The organism is Paenibacillus qinlingensis (genome assembly GCF_031455095.1).
Lineage (GTDB): Bacteria > Bacillota > Bacilli > Paenibacillales > NBRC-103111 > Paenibacillus_E > Paenibacillus_E qinlingensis_A.
On record NZ_JAVDSB010000012.1, the window covers coordinates 172,656 to 192,239 of the forward strand.

General features: G+C 38.3%; 17 protein-coding genes. All 17 read right to left on the minus strand.

From position 1 onward, the window contains the following. Positions 1-3: 3 nt before the first annotated feature. The 17 genes from J2736_RS25055 to J2736_RS25135 all read right to left on the minus strand — a co-directional run bounded on the left by J2736_RS25055 (position 4) and on the right by J2736_RS25135 (position 19,344). Positions 4-1,419, minus strand: a complete 1,416-nt coding sequence (locus J2736_RS25055; protein ID WP_310501313.1) for a sugar transferase — start codon at positions 1,417-1,419, stop codon at positions 4-6. Then, entirely contained in the window at positions 1,416-2,594 is a 1,179-nt protein-coding gene (locus J2736_RS25060; RefSeq protein ID WP_310501314.1) for a glycosyltransferase family 4 protein, read from the minus strand. The genes J2736_RS25055 and J2736_RS25060 overlap by 4 nt, the downstream gene beginning before the upstream one ends. Beyond that, the gene (locus J2736_RS25065) at positions 2,595-3,737 is read right to left on the minus strand and encodes a glycosyltransferase (protein WP_310501315.1); all 1,143 of its coding nucleotides are present in this window, start codon (positions 3,735-3,737) and stop codon (positions 2,595-2,597) included. Next, complete coding sequence (locus J2736_RS25070) at positions 3,649-4,911, minus strand: O-antigen ligase family protein (RefSeq protein ID WP_310501316.1); 1,263 nt, start codon at positions 4,909-4,911, stop codon at positions 3,649-3,651. Before J2736_RS25070 ends, J2736_RS25065 begins: the two co-directional genes overlap by 89 nt. A 75-nt stretch (positions 4,912-4,986) precedes the next feature. Next, positions 4,987-6,057, minus strand: a complete 1,071-nt coding sequence (locus J2736_RS25075) for a glycosyltransferase family protein (protein WP_310501317.1) — start codon at positions 6,055-6,057, stop codon at positions 4,987-4,989. Positions 6,058-6,073: 16 nt separating this feature from the next. Beyond that, positions 6,074-7,465 (minus strand): polysaccharide deacetylase family protein, encoded by a 1,392-nt coding sequence (locus J2736_RS25080; protein WP_310501318.1) that lies wholly within the window; start codon positions 7,463-7,465, stop codon positions 6,074-6,076. 4 nt (positions 7,466-7,469) lie between these two features. Continuing rightward, positions 7,470-8,417, minus strand: coding sequence for a hypothetical protein (locus J2736_RS25085; protein WP_397341540.1), 948 nt, complete (start codon positions 8,415-8,417; stop codon positions 7,470-7,472). Next, complete coding sequence (locus J2736_RS25090; RefSeq protein WP_310501319.1) at positions 8,365-9,702, minus strand: lipopolysaccharide biosynthesis protein; 1,338 nt, start codon at positions 9,700-9,702, stop codon at positions 8,365-8,367. Before J2736_RS25090 ends, J2736_RS25085 begins: the two co-directional genes overlap by 53 nt. An 11-nt stretch (positions 9,703-9,713) precedes the next feature. Beyond that, a complete protein-coding gene (locus J2736_RS25095) occupies positions 9,714-10,814 on the minus strand; it encodes a DegT/DnrJ/EryC1/StrS family aminotransferase (RefSeq protein ID WP_310501341.1) in 1,101 nt (366 codons plus the stop codon). A gap of 11 nt (positions 10,815-10,825) precedes the next feature. Beyond that, a complete protein-coding gene (locus J2736_RS25100; RefSeq protein ID WP_310501320.1) occupies positions 10,826-11,407 on the minus strand; it encodes an acyltransferase in 582 nt (193 codons plus the stop codon). A 15-nt stretch (positions 11,408-11,422) separates the two neighbouring features. Further along, a complete protein-coding gene (locus J2736_RS25105; protein WP_310501321.1) occupies positions 11,423-12,763 on the minus strand; it encodes a nucleotide sugar dehydrogenase in 1,341 nt (446 codons plus the stop codon). Then, positions 12,757-13,791 carry a Gfo/Idh/MocA family protein gene (locus tag J2736_RS25110; RefSeq protein WP_310501322.1) on the minus strand — a complete coding sequence of 345 codons (1,035 nt, stop codon included), beginning with the start codon at positions 13,789-13,791 and terminating at the stop codon, positions 12,757-12,759. Before J2736_RS25110 ends, J2736_RS25105 begins: the two co-directional genes overlap by 7 nt. Before the next feature lie 2 nt (positions 13,792-13,793). Beyond that, a complete protein-coding gene (locus J2736_RS25115; RefSeq protein ID WP_310501323.1) occupies positions 13,794-14,465 on the minus strand; it encodes a YveK family protein in 672 nt (223 codons plus the stop codon). Further along, positions 14,465-15,505 carry a polysaccharide deacetylase family protein gene (locus J2736_RS25120; RefSeq protein WP_310501324.1) on the minus strand — a complete coding sequence of 347 codons (1,041 nt, stop codon included), beginning with the start codon at positions 15,503-15,505 and terminating at the stop codon, positions 14,465-14,467. Before J2736_RS25120 ends, J2736_RS25115 begins: the two co-directional genes overlap by 1 nt. A 19-nt stretch (positions 15,506-15,524) precedes the next feature. Next, the gene (galE, locus tag J2736_RS25125; RefSeq protein ID WP_310501325.1) at positions 15,525-16,568 is read right to left on the minus strand and encodes a UDP-glucose 4-epimerase GalE; all 1,044 of its coding nucleotides are present in this window, start codon (positions 16,566-16,568) and stop codon (positions 15,525-15,527) included. A gap of 234 nt (positions 16,569-16,802) precedes the next feature. Continuing rightward, a complete protein-coding gene (locus J2736_RS25130; RefSeq protein ID WP_310501326.1) occupies positions 16,803-17,831 on the minus strand; it encodes an LCP family protein in 1,029 nt (342 codons plus the stop codon). Positions 17,832-18,009: 178 nt separating this feature from the next. Beyond that, complete coding sequence (locus tag J2736_RS25135; protein ID WP_310501327.1) at positions 18,010-19,344, minus strand: right-handed parallel beta-helix repeat-containing protein; 1,335 nt, start codon at positions 19,342-19,344, stop codon at positions 18,010-18,012. Between the last annotated feature and the right edge of the window lie 240 nt (positions 19,345-19,584).

Below are 19,584 nucleotides of genomic sequence, written 5' to 3' on the forward strand. Positions count from 1 at the left end.
TAGCTACTCCTTTGAAATAAATACGTTAGCGTTAGAATTAATATAACGTGCGATTTTTCCTTTAGCTTTTGTTTCCTCTATTGCAATTCCCTTAGACTGTTCGCGATGAAGAACAACAAGGATCGTCTGAAATAATATCTTTAGATCTAACAAAAGTGAATAATCCTTAATATACAGGAGATCATATCTTAATTTATCTGATGGTAGCGTACTGTAGTTACCCATCACTTGAGCCATCCCTGTAATACCAGGTTTCACCATAAAACGGTAAGTATAATGCGGTAGTTCTTCTGAGAATGCTTGTGTAAAAAAAGCCCGTTCAGGTCTTGGACCGACTACACTCATTTCACCTCTAATTACATTGATTAATTGTGGCAATTCATCAATTCTTGTTGCTCTAATAAATGCTCCAAGCTTCGTAATTCTTGCATCTCTTTCTGTTGCAAGTACAGGGCCGGTGTGTTTCTCAGCATTATCCACCATGCTTCGAAATTTCAACATTTTAAATGGCTTCTCACCTTCTCCAATCCGCTCTTGTGAGAAGAATGCTTTACCATGCGACGATAACGGTATGATAATTGTCATTAATAGAAAAATTGGAGAGGTACAAATGAGGAGAATGGCGGAAATGACCAAATCCAGAACCCGTTTCATCGTTTTTTGTAATTTACTTAAATGGGGAGAAGGGATAGAGTACACAAGCATATCATCGATCTGCTGGGGCTCCGCAGCCATCATGAGAAGATCATTGTACTCAGGGATTAACAACACTTCTTTTCCTTCTTTACCTGCCAAACATAATAAATCTACTTTTAGTCCTGTATCAACTTCAGGGCTAATAATAAACAACTCAATATCCTGAAAGGCTTCTGTAGTAACCTTAAGCAATTCCGTTTCAGTCTGTATAACACCTCGTACATCAAACCATTTTTCACCTTTGGTTAGAACTTTTTGAATAATTCCATTACTTAATTTTGAATTTTTCACGATAATAAGTGCTTTTTTCTTAATGAGGTCCTGAGACACCAAACGGAACAGTATGCTTCTCACTCCAATCATAAAACTCAGTTGCAGGATAAGTGCTATGAGTACTGTGCTTAAAGGGATATTCAACTCTTGAAATCCAAATTTCAGTAGCATCCATTCAAAAGCAATCATCACATGCGCAATAACAAGATTATAGTAATACTTAGAATAGGATATACGGCCCGAGTATGTATAGAGGTTGAAAAACTGATAAGTCAGAATGCACATGACGCTAATCCAGAGTATATGGTTCAGAAAGGAGTAAAACTCAATGATTGAAGCGTACATTTGAAAACTTAAACCATATGCAAAAACATAGCTAATGGCAATTACAATGAAGTCTAGCAATCCAATTACCCATTTCGAACCCCTCGGCCGATTCAAGCTATTCATATTACCATTCCCTCTCCATTGATTTCAGATGATGAAGCAGTTGCCTGCAGCTTATTCGACGTCGAGTATACTTCATCCAGTAGTACCATGATTTCTTTCAGATCATACTGACTAGCCTGAACATAACTATTAAAGCCCATTTCCATGCGCAGTTCTTTATTTGCATAGAGTAGTTTAAAGGCTTGAATGGTCTCCCTATCTCCTCCAACAGGTACAACAAATCCATTTATTTGAGATGACACAAGCTCTCTGCTTCCACGGACATCTGTAACAACCATGGGTTTACCCGCGGCTGAAGCTTCTAATAACACTTTTGGAAGTCCTTCGCGTCGAGACAATAATGCAACTGTGTCTGCCATTTTCATGATTGCAGGAATATCCTTCCTAAACCCAAGAAACCGGACACTATGCTCCAAATGAAGACGTTTTACGAGCGATTGGAGATAAGCTTCTTTGGCACCTGTTCCTACAAGTAGACAAATAGCGGGAACGCCTTGCTTGTTCAATTCATACACGCTGTATATGAGTTGCTCCTGATTTTTATTGTGATTCATTTCGGCAATACATAAGATAATGAATTCATTTTTCTTGATCCCTATCTCATCCCTAAGATCGTCTACCACTCGTTCATTGGCATTCTGGTAGGTTTGAATGTCCACACCAACTCCTGGGATATAAACTGCCTTTTTTCGAACTGGAAATTTTCTTGCACGTTCATAATCTTCTTGATTAATTGTAATGATTACATCCGTCCAGAAAGACATCAACCACTCTACAGGAAAATAAACGAGCCAGTTTATCCATGAAGCTCCTTTAAAAAAATGAAAACCATGAGCTGTATAGATGACATTTTTGCATCCTGCCAGTTTCGCTGCAATACGGCAGATTACGCTAGCATTCGGTGTATGTACATGGATAAGATCGTATTGCTCTTGCTTAAACCATTTTGTGAGTGAAATAAGCGCCATAATATTCTGTAGGGCAAGCGGATTACGGCTAAATGTAATATCGCGGCATTCAATTGATGCTTGTTGCAAATCTTCTTTGCAGTGGTCTCGGCCGCCGTAAGCATGGACTTGATGGCCTTGTGACTTCAGCCTTTGAATAAAAGGAATGTGAAAGACAGCAAGATGGGAGTATACGGTAGCAACATAAGCAACTTTGGCATTTGTCATCTAATTTACCCTCTCCACTTCCCGATCTTGTGCTTTTGTCTTAAATAGATCACTGTAAATTGATTCCCAGCGCAAGATAATCGCATTAATGTCATACTTAGCTAATACGAACTCCCGCCCCTTTTTTCCCATCACGGTCCGTTCTTCTTTCGTTAATGACATCATCTTTTGCATCTTTTGTGAGAGATCCGGCGCGTCTATTGGGCGGGCAAGATAACCAGATACCTCTTCTTCCACAACCTCTCCGTTGCCGCCAACATCCGTAGCCACCATAGGGAGTTCACTTGCTGATGCCTCCAACAACACCATCGGCATACCTTCCCATATTGAAGAAATAACAAAAGCATCTGAGGCATTCATCAAGCGGGGAATGTCTTTACGAATTCCAAGAAACTTAATGTGATTTTCCATGTGTAGGGAGCGAACATAGGCTTCTAAAGTAGCTCGTAAAATGCCTTCGCCAACGATTATTAGCCTGCAATGTGAATTACGCTTCACAATTTCTGAGAATGCTGTGACCAACGTATGGTAGTCCTTAACCTCAACAAGTCGACCCACAGCCAGCCAGACAAATTCATCCTTCAGACCTAATTCACTTCGAATGTCTGTATAGTCTTGTTCGTTTTTATTGAATTGTTTTAAATTAATACCATTCGGCACGAACATAATTTTGTTCGCGGGGCAAGCCTTTTTCTGAATATAGCTCTGTACAGCATCTTGGCTGACGTTAGTCGTTATTTCACAAAGGGAATCCGTAGCTCTGTATAGCAGCATCCTTGTTTTCCCACCTTCATTATTACTATGAGCAGTTGAAACTAGAACCGGTATTTTGACAAATACCCGAGTAACCCTAGCCAGAATGTTGGCATGAATCATGTGGCTATGCACAATATCAGGATTAAATTTTTGGATAATTTGTTTGAGTTTGTTTATAGCGCGTGGGTCTGGGATTCCCTTCTTCATATTCAATGTGAAGAGTTCAATACCGAGTTCGTCCAACTCCTCGACATAAGCAGTGGGTTTAATCATGGATATGACTTGGACGAGCCAACCCCTAAGTTGTAGTCCTATTGCCAATTGGATTACTTGAGCTTCGGCCCCTGCGTAATCTAAACCTGTTAAAATAAAGATGATTTTGTCCATGCCTATCAACATCCTTTTCTTTCACTTTTGGCGCTAAGGCCAATGCAGTTATCGCAACCAACAGGTATTCGTAGTTATAGCCAAAATCACCACTAAAAAGTGCAGATATCACACCTTGAAATAATAAAGCTAACAACACACCACTAAACCTCGCTATATAGCAAGAATAGATGATAGCCATCCCCCATAGGGTAATACCAACAAGTCCAAGTTCGCTGGCAATTTCTAGAACAATGTTGTGTGGATAGTAAAATCTACCCATTAATGAATCACCGCCTAAACCAGTACCGAAGAAGGGATTATCCATAAATTTATTTAATGCATTCGCCTGCAAATATTTTCTACCTAGAAAGTTAGCATCTCCGGCTAATTGATTCTGGTTAACCAATACAGTGAAACGACTTCCTCCAATTGCATCCTGTACTTGGTCTCTAAAATGCATAGTAACGAACCCGACAACAATGATCAGCAGCATTGCTCCTATTTTGAAAGAATTGCTAATCCGTAATTGGTTATTCTTATACTTTTTGTAGAGTACATAGATAAGTACCAGCAAATTTGCAACTAGCAGTGCCAATAAAGGCCCTCTAGATTGCGTTGCGATTCCTGAAACTAACCCAAAACAAATAGTCGATATTCGCAGAATGAGTGGGATACGTTTTCCCCATATAGCAATGGTCACAGCACCGAAAAGAATACGTGCATCAAAAATTGGATTCCCTCCTGGAAGAGTTAATCTTCCTGGATACAATGGGGTATACAATGCGTATAAGTGATGCATTATCGAATAGGCTAATCCAAACAAAACGACCGAAGTCCATGAGAACTTTTTATATTTCTTGTATACAATAAAGATATAAATACCTGGTATAATGCCATGAATGAGAAGAATTTGCAGTTTGGAAAAGCCCAACTGATCGTTAAAAGCCCAACTTAACGATATGATGCTATAACTAAGAAATATGAACCATAATAGTAATCCCTGGCTGGTGAATAAACCTTCACTTAGTCTTCTTTTATGTAGAAAAGTTACTCCAACAAGTATCATTGGAACGGCGAGTAGAAGAAACAATGAGCTGCCATGCATATACTTTTTATAAAGAAAACCTATTAAATCAAAGAAAAAACTAAAGCCAAAGATCCAGCCAGCATCCAGTTTTAGCCCTAACTGCATTACACATTGCAAGAAGAAAACCATTATGCATCCACAGAGACACCCAATCATTATCAATTGAATACTCAATATTTCTCACCTATTCTCTACAATACTTGTCATATAAGAAATACGGATTGCTTCTTTTTGCTTCGTATCTAAATGTTGGACCCATTCTCTTGATACCCTCTTACCTGCCCAGTATGTTGAGAATTCTGTTATTTTATCTAAGTAGGGCACGATGTTATTAGCCTCATTCGGCAACTCTAATATGAATGGGGGATTATCTTGAAAATCTGTATCATGGTAACCAACAATGACTGGTATTCCGTAGGCCAGGTATTCCCTCACTTTCAATGGTGAAGCTTCTTTCATATTCTTTCGATGTAAAGCTAGTGTTCCGATCGCAATATCTGCTTGTTGTATGATTGGCTGATACTGGTCTCTTGTTAATTTTCCATGAAAAATCATATTACTTGGAATTTCTTGCTTAATAACATCTGTACCAATCATATCGAATTGCCAATTTGGTTGACGTTTTGCCAATAGTATAATTTTATCTATTCCGTGCCAAGTTTGACCTGCAGATCCAATAAAGACTAGTCTAATCGATTTATTTTCGGTATTTATTGAAGGTGGGTATTTTTCCAACTCAATGCCATTCCCAATAATAATCTTACTTTTTACATATCGACTATAATGCTTCTTCTCAGAAAGTTCCTTAGTTACAAAAACAAACCCTTTACTTACTTTTAAAGCTCGTGTACGCGTCAAGAGATGGTACCAATATCTAACACCAAGCAATGATCTCATTTCCGTTAGGTCATTTGAGTTAATCTCAAGAACAGACGGGTATTTACGCAATAGACGATTCAAATGTGGATAGTAAAGATCAAACCGATGATAGATAGTATCAGGATTCCATTGTTCAATTTGCGTTACTAAAGTACGAAACCGGGTCAATCGACTCCGCCATCCGTCGTATTGCTGCAGAATAACCTCAATTTGATCACAGTGTAAACTCCAATCAATGTTACTCCTGTTTGTAAAAATAAATAACTTGATTTCATTGCCCATTTTTCTCCACTCATTAACTTGTGAGCATATTTTCTTGAAAACTCCGCTTTCAGGACCTTCATTCCAATGGATCAAATAAGCTAATTTCATCTTTACATCTTCTTTCCTAGTTTGTTTTTAATAAACTCACACATTCCTGATACAGTGATAACTCGTCATATTTTACTAATTGACTGTTATGCCACAACAAGGTGAAATCGCCATTAAATCTCTTACATTGATTATGAAAATTACTTATTACTTTTAGTGCTTCCTGTCCTTTCAATCCCAAATACTGCATGTGAAGAACTGTTTGTTCCATTACAATCAAAGGTCTTTCTTTTAGTTTCAATGACCTTCTAGTCAACAAATTAAACACGGGGTATTCATAACATACTCCGCAGCGGAAACCAGGGAAATCCGCATAACTTAGTGTACTGTCGTAACTTAATCCAGCATCCTCCCAATGTTGCCAAGTTTCGGATGCACTCCATCGCAAATAATGCTGTCTCCCTCCCCATTCATCCTGAAATATTCTATTTGCCTGGGTAACATCGAGCAAAATTTCAAACTGCTGCTTTAACCTCTGTGGACTAGAGTAAGTATTATAACTTGGGTGTAATCCGATCTCATGCCCTCTAGCATTAATTTCACAAAGTAAATGTTGAATTTCACGATCATACATAGAATAGTTGCCGTCTAATCCACGTAAAGTCTCTTGTGTAATGAAATAAAATGCACTACGAATACCTGCCTTTTCGCTCTGATCCATAATCCATCGAAATGTATTAAAGGGATCCTTAGTTAAGTCTCCATTTCTTGTAGACCATATTGCCTTTGCTTTTATATAGGCAGATTGAAGATCACGCCTCTTCACAGCATCCGACATTGCTTCCTTTATTATTTGTGAATTTGTTTTACCAACCACGTAAAAGGGCCAGTCGACGTCGTGACTCAATATAAACTTTTGTTTTCTTGGTAACCTCTGAATTTGAGGCCAAAGAGCACTTATTGATTCCCACAAAATTTCTACATATTCATTAATAATTGGACGATTTAAAAATTTCTCTCTAAAAGCAAGTGAGCTACGTGCAGAGAATCGATTACGTTGATCTCTCTCTGTAATAACATACTCCTCATAACGAGTTAACATAAAAAAAGCACTTCCAAATATATCTATGCCACAATATATAGATTGTGGGTAATTATCATAGTAAGAGCCGTTACTGTTCCTCTTCCCAAATATAATTGGAAGTGGCCCGTATAAGGGATGCTCCAATGATTCTAAAGGGGACTTAGGCAGCGTAGCTTTTGTTAACCAAAACAGTTCATCTGTTTGTAAAAAAATATCTGCTATCACTAGTTTTGCATTGTTATTACAACCCTCTAACGTGATCTCAAACTCAGCTGTATCCTCAAATAAAATATTGTATTGAATACCTAAAAATTCCTGGAAAATAACTTTCAGAATATATTCTCTTTCAGGTATATACATTAGCGGTGATCGTATTGTCAGCAATTCATTATCCTCCATGCTTTTTCAGAAAGTTTATCCATTCTCTACCAGTTCTGAACAGCTCTTTAATTCCTTGTTTTCTTACTAGATAATAAGGGACTAGCTCGCCCCCCCACGGAGACTTTGCTTCGGATACAGATGGAATATTTGCTCCACAAAAATCAAATCCTCCTATTCCGTCAGAAGATAAATCCCTAAAAGAGAAATCGATTAGCTTCTGAGTCACGCCATGTGATAAATAGGCGTGTTTAGTACCTAAAACCCACCCCAACGCGCACTTTTTATTCAACACAAGAATGATACTCGCACTAACGGGTGCTCCATCTTTGCTGTAACAAACATAAGCGCGAAATGATTGTTCACCTAATAAATCCTTTGCCAATTTCATATCCTGAATAGTTAACTGATGATTAAATCCTTTTCTAGTTTCCGTTTCTTTTAAACATTGATGGACATCATCAAAATTATCTGTCTTAATCACGACATAACCTTCCGAATTAGCTTTATTGATCTTTCTTTGAATAAGACTATCCAGTTGTTCAGGCTTATAGGGAAACTTAATTTTGTAAGTATATTGGACACTAATCTGAAATCCTGCCCATATCCATGGACGAATATCTGATATCTCCGGTGGAAGAACAAAATCAATATCAGACCCATTCTTAATCATTTCTCTTAACATAACGTCTGCTACATCATTCCATTGTCGTATGATACGGAAATTTTTGTTTGTAGGTGTGGGGGTAAATTCAACAGGATGGTAAAAATTTAGTGGAGGCAAATATATTTTTCCTTGCTGATTAAGGAAAAATATACTATCACAATACGCATCTGAATTTGGAGCTTGAAATCTTTTGAGAAGAACCTTGCACTTCCACTTTTGCCTATTAAACTCCCCCCAATTAACTAAAGCTTCTTGAGTTTGAACTTGAACTTGAGCCTGCATCATACTCACTCCCTTTAATTTTCCTCATCTTCTTAACTGCAAACCAAGATAAGCTTAGATGTAAGCTGTAACCTAATGTGGAAGCAATACTTAAGAATGTAATGGCTATATCAGAAGTTTGATTTGTATACCTTGCTAGAAATAATGCCCCAAGAATCATAACAATTCGGGTTATTTCTCTATATAGATGCAGATCCTGCCGTTCCATAACACTAAGCGTTGCTCCTACTGAGGTGGCAATAAACTGACTTAAGTACATAATGGATAAAATCCTCATAAAATGGCCTGACTTTTCCCATGTATCACCAAATAAATAGTGGAATAACATTGGAGCAAAAATGACAACCCCACCTATAATAATGATTCCAAAAACTAGTGATTTTTTGACTGTACTCCTAAATAATGAATGAATTCTCGATGGATTTTGATTTAAACACATGGCAAACTCAGACATGTACACTTGATTAATTGAAAGGGAAATCAGAGTAATTGGGGCTCCAAGAAATCGTTGTCCCATTGTGTATAATCCCGCAATATATGGTCCATATAAAGCTGCAAGAATTATATTGGGAAGATATAACCCAACACTATTTAGGATATTTGACCAGCTCGATAATATAGGAAATCTTCGATAACGATGAGCGCTATCTTTCATATCCAACCAAGTGGTTTGAATAGCTTTTTTCTTTACATCATTACGCCAGAGCCTCCACTGCGAGGTCACACCTGTTAAGCGACCAAGCAACTCACCAATAATAAGACCTAGTGGACCCCAGCTTGTAAAACTTAATAGAAGTTGTGAAGACACTTGACTAATACTTTGCATATATTTAGTACGGGAAAGCTGCTTAAAGTATTCTTTTCGTATTGACCATAAATTCAAGATTTGATGACATCCTGCACCAAACAAACTGAATGTAAACAAAAATGCGTAACGTTGCATATCAGGCTCATCTAACCAGCGTGAGAATTGTGTGTGGAGCAAATAAAAACCTAAGCCCCCAACAATACTAATGATTACACATAAATATAAGGAGAGCTTTACAATACTAGATGCCATCCGATCATTTTCTGGTAATGGAATAGCAATCTCATATGATAATGAAACAATCACTAGAACAATTGAGATGATAGATATATACACTGAAAATATTCCGAAATCGGAAGGGCTGTAAAGTCGTGTTAGAATTGGTAACGTCGCTAGTATAATTACTTGACTGAGTACAGTTCCCCTCGCTAAAATAACCACTTTGCGCATAAATTGATCCAAGGATAGCCCCTTAATCAGTTTCATAAATTCCCTATTCACAATAACTCGATCAGTTTAGAACTTACATACGACTGAATCTGCCGATCGATTTGTGGCCAAATTGGCAATGAAAGTACCTCACTAGCTAATTTCTCAGCCTTGGGCATCTGAATTTCCATTGATTGATAGACGGGCAGCTTATGAACAGGTACTGGGTAATATATCATTGTACTTACACCCAGCTCATCCAATTTTGCTTGAATCTCGTCACGTCTTCCCTCTTTAACACGAATGGTATATTGATGAAAGACATGCTTTGCGTAACTCTCTTCGACCGGAAGAACAATTCCTTCTACGCCGCTTAGTAACTCCTTATAGGTACGCGCAGCAAGCTTTCTTCCGTCATTCCACTTATCTATATACGGTAGTTTCACACGCAGAATTGCCGCTTGGATTTCATCTAATCTAGAGTTATAACCAATAACTTCGTTATAATATTTCTTCTTAGATCCGTGGACTCTAAGCATAGCTGCTTTCATTGCAAATTCTTCATTGTTCGTAGCTAACAATCCACCATCACCATATGCACCTAAATTCTTCGAAGGAAAGAAAGAAAAGCACCCAATATCACCAATCGTCCCTACTTTACGATCTTGGTATTCCGCACCGAATGCTTGAGCGGTATCTTCAATCACAAGAAGCTGATATTTGTTAGCAATTCTCAATAGCTCTCCCATATCGACTGTATGACCGAACAGATGAACAGGAATAATTGCTTTTGTTCTTGGGGTGATAGCCGCTTCGAGTTGTAACAAATCCATATTGTAGGTATATTCATCAACATCCACGAAGATTGGCGTTGCCCCCACTTGACTAATTGCTTCTGCAGTAGCAAAGAAAGTGAAAGGCGTTGTTATAACTTCATCACCTGGACCCACTCCAGCCGCAAGTAATCCTATGATGATTGCATCTGTACCTGAATTTAATGTGATCGCAAATTTTACCCCCAAGTAGTCTGCAACCTCTTGCTCAAATTTTTTAACGTTAGGTCCCATAATGAATGTTCCGGCATCTAGTACATTTTCAAATACCTGCATCAGTTGTGGCTTAAGTTCATTAATCTCATAACTTAAATCAAGTATTGGGACTGATTTCATTGACAACATGTTTATTCCTCCGTTACTTTGATTAATTTGTCTACAATTAATTGGTAACTCCTTTGACACTCCGGACACACAATTGTATCTTCATGCGTTGTTAAAGAATGCCCGCATTCGCAGACCCAACCAATTCTTCTCGCAGGGACACCAGCTTGAAGCGAGTACGAGGGTACATCCTTTGTAACAACCGCCCCAGCTGCAATAAAAGCCCATTCGCCAATGGTTACCCCACAAACAACCGTCGCGTTAGCACCAATTGATGCTCCTTTTTTTACCGTTGTAATATGATAATCATTACTTGTATTTCGCGGGAACGCTGATCTAGGCGTTCTGACATTCGTAAATACCATGCTTGGTCCACAGAATACATAATCCTCCAAAACAACACCTTCATAAATAGAAACGTTATTTTGAATTTTTACACCTTTTCCAATTTCCACATTATTAGCCACGAATACATTCTGTCCCAAACTACAGCTTTCGCCAATAATTGAATTGCTAGATACGTGTGAGAAGTGCCATACCTTTGTCCCGTCACCAACGCTTGCACCTTCATCTATAATGGCTGATTCATGCTTAAAGTAAGTCATTCTCCAATCTCCTCACTATAATAAATAGTAGTGTGTTGGCTTTATACAGTGCTTCATAGCATTTCTCGTATCAAATACGACCGATGCAGCTTTACTGATAAGCTCGTAATCAAATTGCGAATGGTCTGTTGTAATAACCGTAATATCTGCATCTTTTAATCGCTCACTCGTGACAGTCACACATTCATAATGTTGGTTATGATGCTTGAAGGATCGAATGCATGTATCACTAATGATAACTTTTGCTCCTCTCTCCTCTAACTGCTCAATAATATGAAGTACAGGTGATTCCCGATAATCATCAATATCCTTTTTGTAAGCAACACCTAACAAATGTACCGTTGATCCATTAATTGATTTGCACTGCTCATTTAGGATTTCACCAATCTTCTTTACAACGAATTCAGGCATTGCATTATTAATTTCTCCTGCTAATTCAATAAGTCGTGTATGATAATTAAACTCTCTTGCTTTCCATGTTAAATAGAAAGGATCAATGGGAATACAGTGACCACCAAGGCCTGGGCCTGGGTAGAATGCCATAAATCCATATGGTTTGGATTTGGCTGCGTCAATAACCTCCCACACATTTATGCCCATTCGGTCACATAGAATAGCCATTTCATTGGCTAGAGCGATATTAATATGACGGAAAGTGTTCTCATAAATTTTCTCCATTTCAGCTACGGAAGGACTGGAGACTTTATGTACATCACCTTCAAGCACTTCTTGATACAGTGCAACAGCCGTTTGCAAACACGCCTCGGTTACACCGCCAACTACTTTTGGCGTATTTTTCGTACTGAAAAACTTATTACCTGGATCCACACGTTCAGGAGAATATGCCAAGAAAAAATCCACACCACAGCGTAATCCTGTTTGTTCCAATATCGGCTTGACAAGTTCCTCTGTCGTCCCTGGGTAGGTTGTACTTTCAAGAACAACTAACATGCCTTGATGTAGGTATTGCGAAATTGCTCTCGTTGAATTAACCACATAGCTCGTATCTGGCTGTTGATAAATATCGAGTGGTGTTGGCACGCAGATAGCTACTGCGTCGACTTCACTTAAAAATGCGAAATCCGTTGTAGCTCTTAAGCGTCCTTCCTCGATAATCACACGCAAGTCTTCGTCAATAACGTCTCCAATATAGTTAATACCCGCATTCACCATATCTACTTTTGTTTCTTGGACATCGAACCCAATTACTTTATATCCTGCTTTTGCTTTTTCCACTGCGAGAGGCAGACCCACATACCCCAGTCCAATTACACCAATGACTGCCGTTTTATTCTCAAACTTGTCTATCAGTGACTTACTATGATTAGTAATAAGACTTTGTGTATCCATTAACATACGACCCCTCCTAATCCCCTTGTAGAAAAATGGTCCAGTCCATCTTCACAGATATCTAGTACTAGTTTCACCGCACTTCTCCCATCTGCAGCGGTTACGATAGGGTCTCGATCTATATGAATTGCCTCTACCATATCAGCAATGATTGCTTGATGTCCTGATGTACCGATGGGATCTGCCTCGACTTGTTTAATCCAATCATTCACTTCCTCTGGCGAAGTCTGTGAACAATTCCATTGCTTAATCCAATTTGCAGTCGGCCCACCAATAATTGCATAGCCCATTTCACCGAACACACTTATCGATTCTTCTAAATTGGCTTCATAAATAGTAGTTGTAGCTTCTACGACACCAAGAACTCCACATTTAAATTTTAGCGTTGCAACCGCTACATCCTCCGACTCCATGCGTCGGATACGTGTATCCATCATCGCTTTCACTTGATCAACGGAACCAAATAGCCATTGCAATAAATCAAGACTATGTATGGCTTGGTTCATTAGAACACCACCATCCATTTCTCGAGTCCCACGCCAAATGGATTGATCGTAGTAAGCTTGACCTCGATTCCAACGTAACGTCACATTGACATGGCTAATTTTACCGAAAATCCCCTTATCTAATGCCCATTTTAATCTCTGTATGGCAGGACGGAATCGATTCGGATGGACGACAGCTATCTTCACATTGTGCTGAGAAGCAGCATCTACCATGGCATCTACGTCCTCCAGTGTTAAAGCCATCGGCTTTTCAATAATCAGATGTTTACCAGCTTGAGCTGCTATTATGGCATGATGGACATGTAATCCACTTGGCGTACAAATGCACACCACATCAATCTCAGGCAAGCTTCTTAACATTTCTGCTATATCTATAAAACAGGCTACTTGCAAGCTCACTTGTAACTCTTGTAGCCTCATTGTGTTCGTGTCACATAAAGCAATTAGCTTTGCTCCATTGATTTTAGCAATAGCTTCAATATGTTTGTTCGCTATATGACCGCAACCAATTATGGCAAAATGAATCATATCTATACCTCCAATTGGGTAGGAGCTTCCCTTTTAACTTGCGCCTCTAAGCGGAAATTCGGTATGCGCTCTTTTTTTTTCACCTTTTTTAATCGCTTCTTATCTAATAACAAGCTAAAGCTTGTTGCTGCAAAAAAACCTACAAAAGTACATACAGCCAAATTAAACATTTTTTTCGGCTTAACCGGTGATGATGAATTTTCATACACAGCTAGGTCGAGCACATTCACATTAGCTTGATTAAGAATAAGAGTAGAGTTGCTAACGAAGGATTCTGCGAACGCATTGGCGATAGCTACCGCTTGATTTGCATCATTTGCATTTGCGTAAATAGATAAAATTAAGGCACCAGGATCCGTCTTGACTTGAATCTTCCTTAGTAGTTCACTCGGAGTCAAGCTGCTCGAAAGCTTAAGCTTTACAATGTTAGCAATAAAAAGACTTTGAATTGCTTCTTGATAGGTCGTTGTTAACATCTGGTTAGCAAGCAATTCATTATATTTGTTCGAAACATTATCACTGGCTTTACCAAAGTTAGCAATCAAGGTGGATTTCGCTTGGTACTCTGGTTGAAGTAGCATATTGATTCCGAACCCTGCAGCCACAAAGCATATTAAAATCATAGGAAATACGACAAAATGTCTACGAATCGCAGCAAAAATCTGCTCTCCCATTACCTCACCTCTCTTATCTTTTGCTTATTTGTTAAAGTATCTTGATTATGGTAATTTCCAAGTACGGTGTCACACAATTCCTCCATACTTGTACTCACCATGCCATATTGATGTTGAAGCTTCTTAAAATGCTCAATAATTTTTCGGAATGCTGCCATATTAGCTTCTTCATCATTTGAAAAATTGTAGGGATGCCACCAAAGATGATACACAAGTCCGTGTTGTGCGGCATACGTCATACTAGAAAGCACGCGGTTTAACCTAAGTGATTCCAACATTTTTGTCTTTTTTGAGTAGGGTCTTAGGAAGTGACTCGCTGGCAAGTTAATAGGAATTTGTTTATGTAGTTCTTTTAACGAGTAGCAATTATGTCCAGAAAGATTTACATAGGAATCTACCAAACGAAAAATTCGTTTCACGATGGAGTCAGACCTGGAGTAACCTTTCCGATAAACCCAGTGTGCTGGATTCCCGCGGTAGGAAAGAATGCCATGCTTCTTCAAAACTTTTATGTATTTGTCATTTACTTGGTTTCTGGGAAAGATGATGCTTTTCAGTTCTAATCCTTTCTCCTTGGCAGTCCGTACAGCAGCTTTCAAATCCGCTTCAAAATGCTCTAGAGATTGCCCCTGCTCCAAGCAATAATAGTGCGAGAATGTGTGGGTTGAGATCCACTGATTTCGCGTCTCTTTAATTGCCTTAATTAATGAAGGAGCATAATGATGAGGATCCAACAATTCATTAAAGCCTACATTCCCATTCTTTATATAAGGATAAGGAGACAGGTCAGCTACGGTGTAATCAGGTACTAAGCGCGGTAAGTTATTTGCTAGTTCTTCAAAATTATCGAAGAATAAAAGTCCAACAATCGCCCAGGTAGCGTGAATATCATAATCTTCTAGATAAGCAAGAAGTTTTGGGATTAATTGTCTTTCACTTGACATCTGTTCGGTATACTGATGAAGTGAATAGATATCCCGAATTCCCCAATACATTTCAAAATCAAGTGAGATGACAAATTGACCCTGTATTTTTCTCATATGTTCTCCAACCAATGATTTATACCCAACTTCTTTCCAGTTCAAAAGAACTCTCATAGCCGTTTGGATTATTCACTTGCCAACGCCAAGCATCTATACACATTTCTTCAATGCCTTTATGAGCTTCCCAACCTAACTCAACTTTGGCCTTTGTCGGATCCGCATAACAAACTGCAACATCACCAGGTCTGCGCTCAACAATTGAGTAAGGGATGATTTTCCCAGTTATTCTTTCAAAAGTATGAATCATCTCTAGCACACTATAACCCCTTCCAGTACCTAAGTTGTAGGCGTTCACCCCAGTAGCACCGGACATTACTTTCTCAATTGCCTTAACATGTCCCAGCGCCAAATCTGTTACGTGAAGGTAGTCACGAATACCTGTACCATCAGGTGTTGGATAATTATTTCCATAAATATTCATTTCTCTTAACTTACCAGCAGCAACTTGGGTAATAAATGGGGTTAAATTATTTGGCGTACCATTCGGATACTCACCTAATCGCCCACTCTGATGTGCACCAACTGGATTGAAGTATCGCAGTGGAATAATACTCCATTCCTTATCTGACACGTATAGATCCCTTAAGATTTCTTCAATCATTAACTTGGATCGACCATAAGGGTTAGTTGCTTCTAATAGATTGTCTTCTGAAATTGGAACCTGTGTCTGCAAGCCGTACACGGTTGCTGAAGAACTAAAGACCAATTTCTTTACTTCATATTTCTTCATCATTTCAATGAGTGTTACAGTACCATTAATGTTATTATCATAGTATTTAAGAGGTAAATGTATCGACTCTCCAACCGCTTTCAAACCTGCCAAATGAATAACAGCATCGATACTATTCTCCGAAAAAACTTTCTCCAATAATTGCTTATCACGCATATCAAGTTCATAGAATCGAAAACTTTTATTCGTTACTTCATAGATTCTTCGTAGAACTTCTGGCTGACTATTACTAAAATTGTCGAACAACACGATATCATATCCAGCATTAAGCATCTCGACACTAGTATGAGCCCCTATAAATCCACTGCCACCAGTGATTAAAATAGCCATCTTTAGTTACACCCTTTCAAGGTACTAGTCTCATAGTTTACTAGATTTAAAACTTGAAATTCATGATACAAAATGGATTCGAATTCGATATTTATGAAACGTTTTGTATCATTTATATTTTAAATATACGATACAAAATGTATCGTGTCAAGCGCTACTTTGCCTCACTCTAGTTCGTTTCCATCTTAAATCTTAAATACATTTTGTATCATTCCTATGGTAGATTAACCTATATTATTCCCTTTGAAAATAATCCTGAGTTATCTTTTTCACTTCATCCATATCTGGAATCCAGTACCACACATTGTTCTTAACTAAGGGGTCCATCTCCAAACTCGAATGTCCTGGTATCTGAATATAACTAAAATCTGATGCCTTAACTCCATTTAATAACCAAGCTAAACTAAGTAAATCCCCATCAGAAAAATTTGTATCAGAGATATCTTTCTTAACTAATGAAAGTAATTTAGGCAACTTCGGAAGTTGCTTCGGTTGAAGTAGTTTTACAGCAATTTCTTTCAAAACCTGTGACTGATTAAACTGTCTCCCAAAATCCCCGTTTTGCAATGAATGTCTCTCCCGTACTAAACTAAGCGTGGTCGCCCCGTCAATGTGCTGCATGCCTTGATGAAGAAGCAGTGATGACTCACCTAAATAGATGTCCTCCATGACCTCAATATCAATACCACCAATTTCATCAATCATGTTTATAAAACCTCTGAAATTAGTTTTTACGTAATAATTAATTGGAATATTTAAGAAACTACTTACAGTTTGTAGTACTAATTGGGTACCTTCCTTATTTCCCCCATGTAGTTCACCAACGATATGAGCATGATTAATTTTTGTATAACCTACATTGTCTACTGCAACTCTTGAATCTCGCGGAATTGAAACGATGGCAACTTTTTTTTCATTTGGCATCACATGTGCCACAATAATTACATCTGATCGAGAGTCTTCGTTCCCAATAGCATCCGTTCCAAGAATAAGGACATTAAAGGATGAGTACTTTTCTGCTTTATCTACTTTTATAGTTGCTGCTGTTGGTTCTGATTGTACGATCTTAGTATCATCATTGAGTTGGGCTGGTTGATTGGACTGATTTATGGGATATGATGATATCGCTTGATAATTAGGTGTAGATAATACAGGTAATTCACTTCCTTGAAAGTGATGGTTGGGCTCGAAACTCAAGTAAATCCAACAACTACTTGCGAGCCCTAAAGAAGCAACAAAGTAATAAATAGCTCTTCGTTTCATATATCACCCTTCTTATTCATTTATTCATCAATGTAACAAATCGTATCTTTTACTCGTCTACTTTACGATACATTATGTAACATGTCAACTATTTACTTTTAGCTTTATACAACACTGTATTACTTAACTTTCCATACATTCAAACAGAAAAAAAGACGGTGAAAATCACCGTCCTTTTCTATCGATTTATAATTGCAGCTTTTCTCGCTTGAATTTTATTATTACTCTCTTTAACATTAGAGAATGGTTTCCCCGTCACATAAGTTCCAAATTGAATACCATAATCAACTTCACTTATATCATTTCCTGTAATTGTGCCATTGACTGCTCCTTGCCATGTCCAGATCCCATTACTTCCTCTTATTATTTTATTTCCTGAAATTTCAAAGTTTGCCACATCCCCAATTCGCATTCCGCTTGTACCACTCTGATTTGAACTTGCTCCCATTGTGATGGTATTATTTAATATTTTAATTCGATCAACCAAAAGTTCAGCGGAGACTTCAATGCCACCATAAAAGCTCCCCACACCATCTATGTTGTTTCCACTTACAATGACATCGTTAGCATAAATAGATATCCCTGCGTACATATCCATTCCTGGTACTGGATTACTCGCCACATATTGATTATTGTTCAAGAAAGAATTTATGACATGGTTATTTGAAACAGTAATACCTGGAGTTGCAATTTTAATACCTCTTTTTCCAACCCGCTCAAATGTATTCCCACTTATTACAGAGTTAGATAGAACAGTGCTTGAATCGAAATAGATCCCATCACCGTCATCTTTTGGTGATATATCCGAGATCGTATTATTACTAATTGTAATATTCTTTGCAATTGTACCATTATAACTCGAAACCATTACCCCTCTTGATACAGCGGGCGCATTTTTCGCTCTAACACCATTTATCACATTATTATCTAACAAAACTCCTACGATCCCTGTTTTTATCATTACTCCTGCAACGAGGTCAGTTGAATAACTCCCCCCTTGGGTAATGTTTTTAATGGTACTGTTAGTCACTTTTATATTGGATATATTCTCATATAGAGAAACTCCTACTTTGCTGAGATTATTTCCATCAAAAATTAATTTATCAATCTCAACATTACTTCCTCTGATCCCAATTACTTCTGCTGCATGTCCGGTTCCAGTCATCTTAATAGTAGATCCATTCCCTTGCAATTTAACATTAGCTGCAACTGCCAATGGAGCTCCGACGGCAATTGTAAACTGTCCATTTGAGGGAAATACAACTGTTCCACCCGCGACAGCTGCAGCATCCAGAGCCTGTTTAATCGTACTATAATCGGCAACATTAAATACCTTACCAGTTGGTGTAGTGGGTGGCGTAGGAGGCGTTGGAGTAACAATAGCAGGTGTTGCTACTTTTGTTGTCTTTTTTCCATCAAAGATGTAGGCCCCATCATCGGGAATAACAACATAACAAGGTTTCCCATTTGCGAAAGCAGTATCTAACGCCTTTTGCATTTCTGCATCAACCATTTTTATTCATCTCCTTTTTATTTTTCTAGCATTTTTGTCATCCGACAAATTCATACTATAATCCAGTTTATGTAAACCCAGACTGTTTGCTCCCGGCCAATGACTCTATGATAATGACACTTCAAGATCTAATTGATTGATAGCAAATAGAGTAGGCCCATGCATAGTTGCATGGGCCTCTCACAGAACCGAACGTGCGGGTCATCGCATTCGGCTCCTCCGTGCTTATCCCCTCTGGGG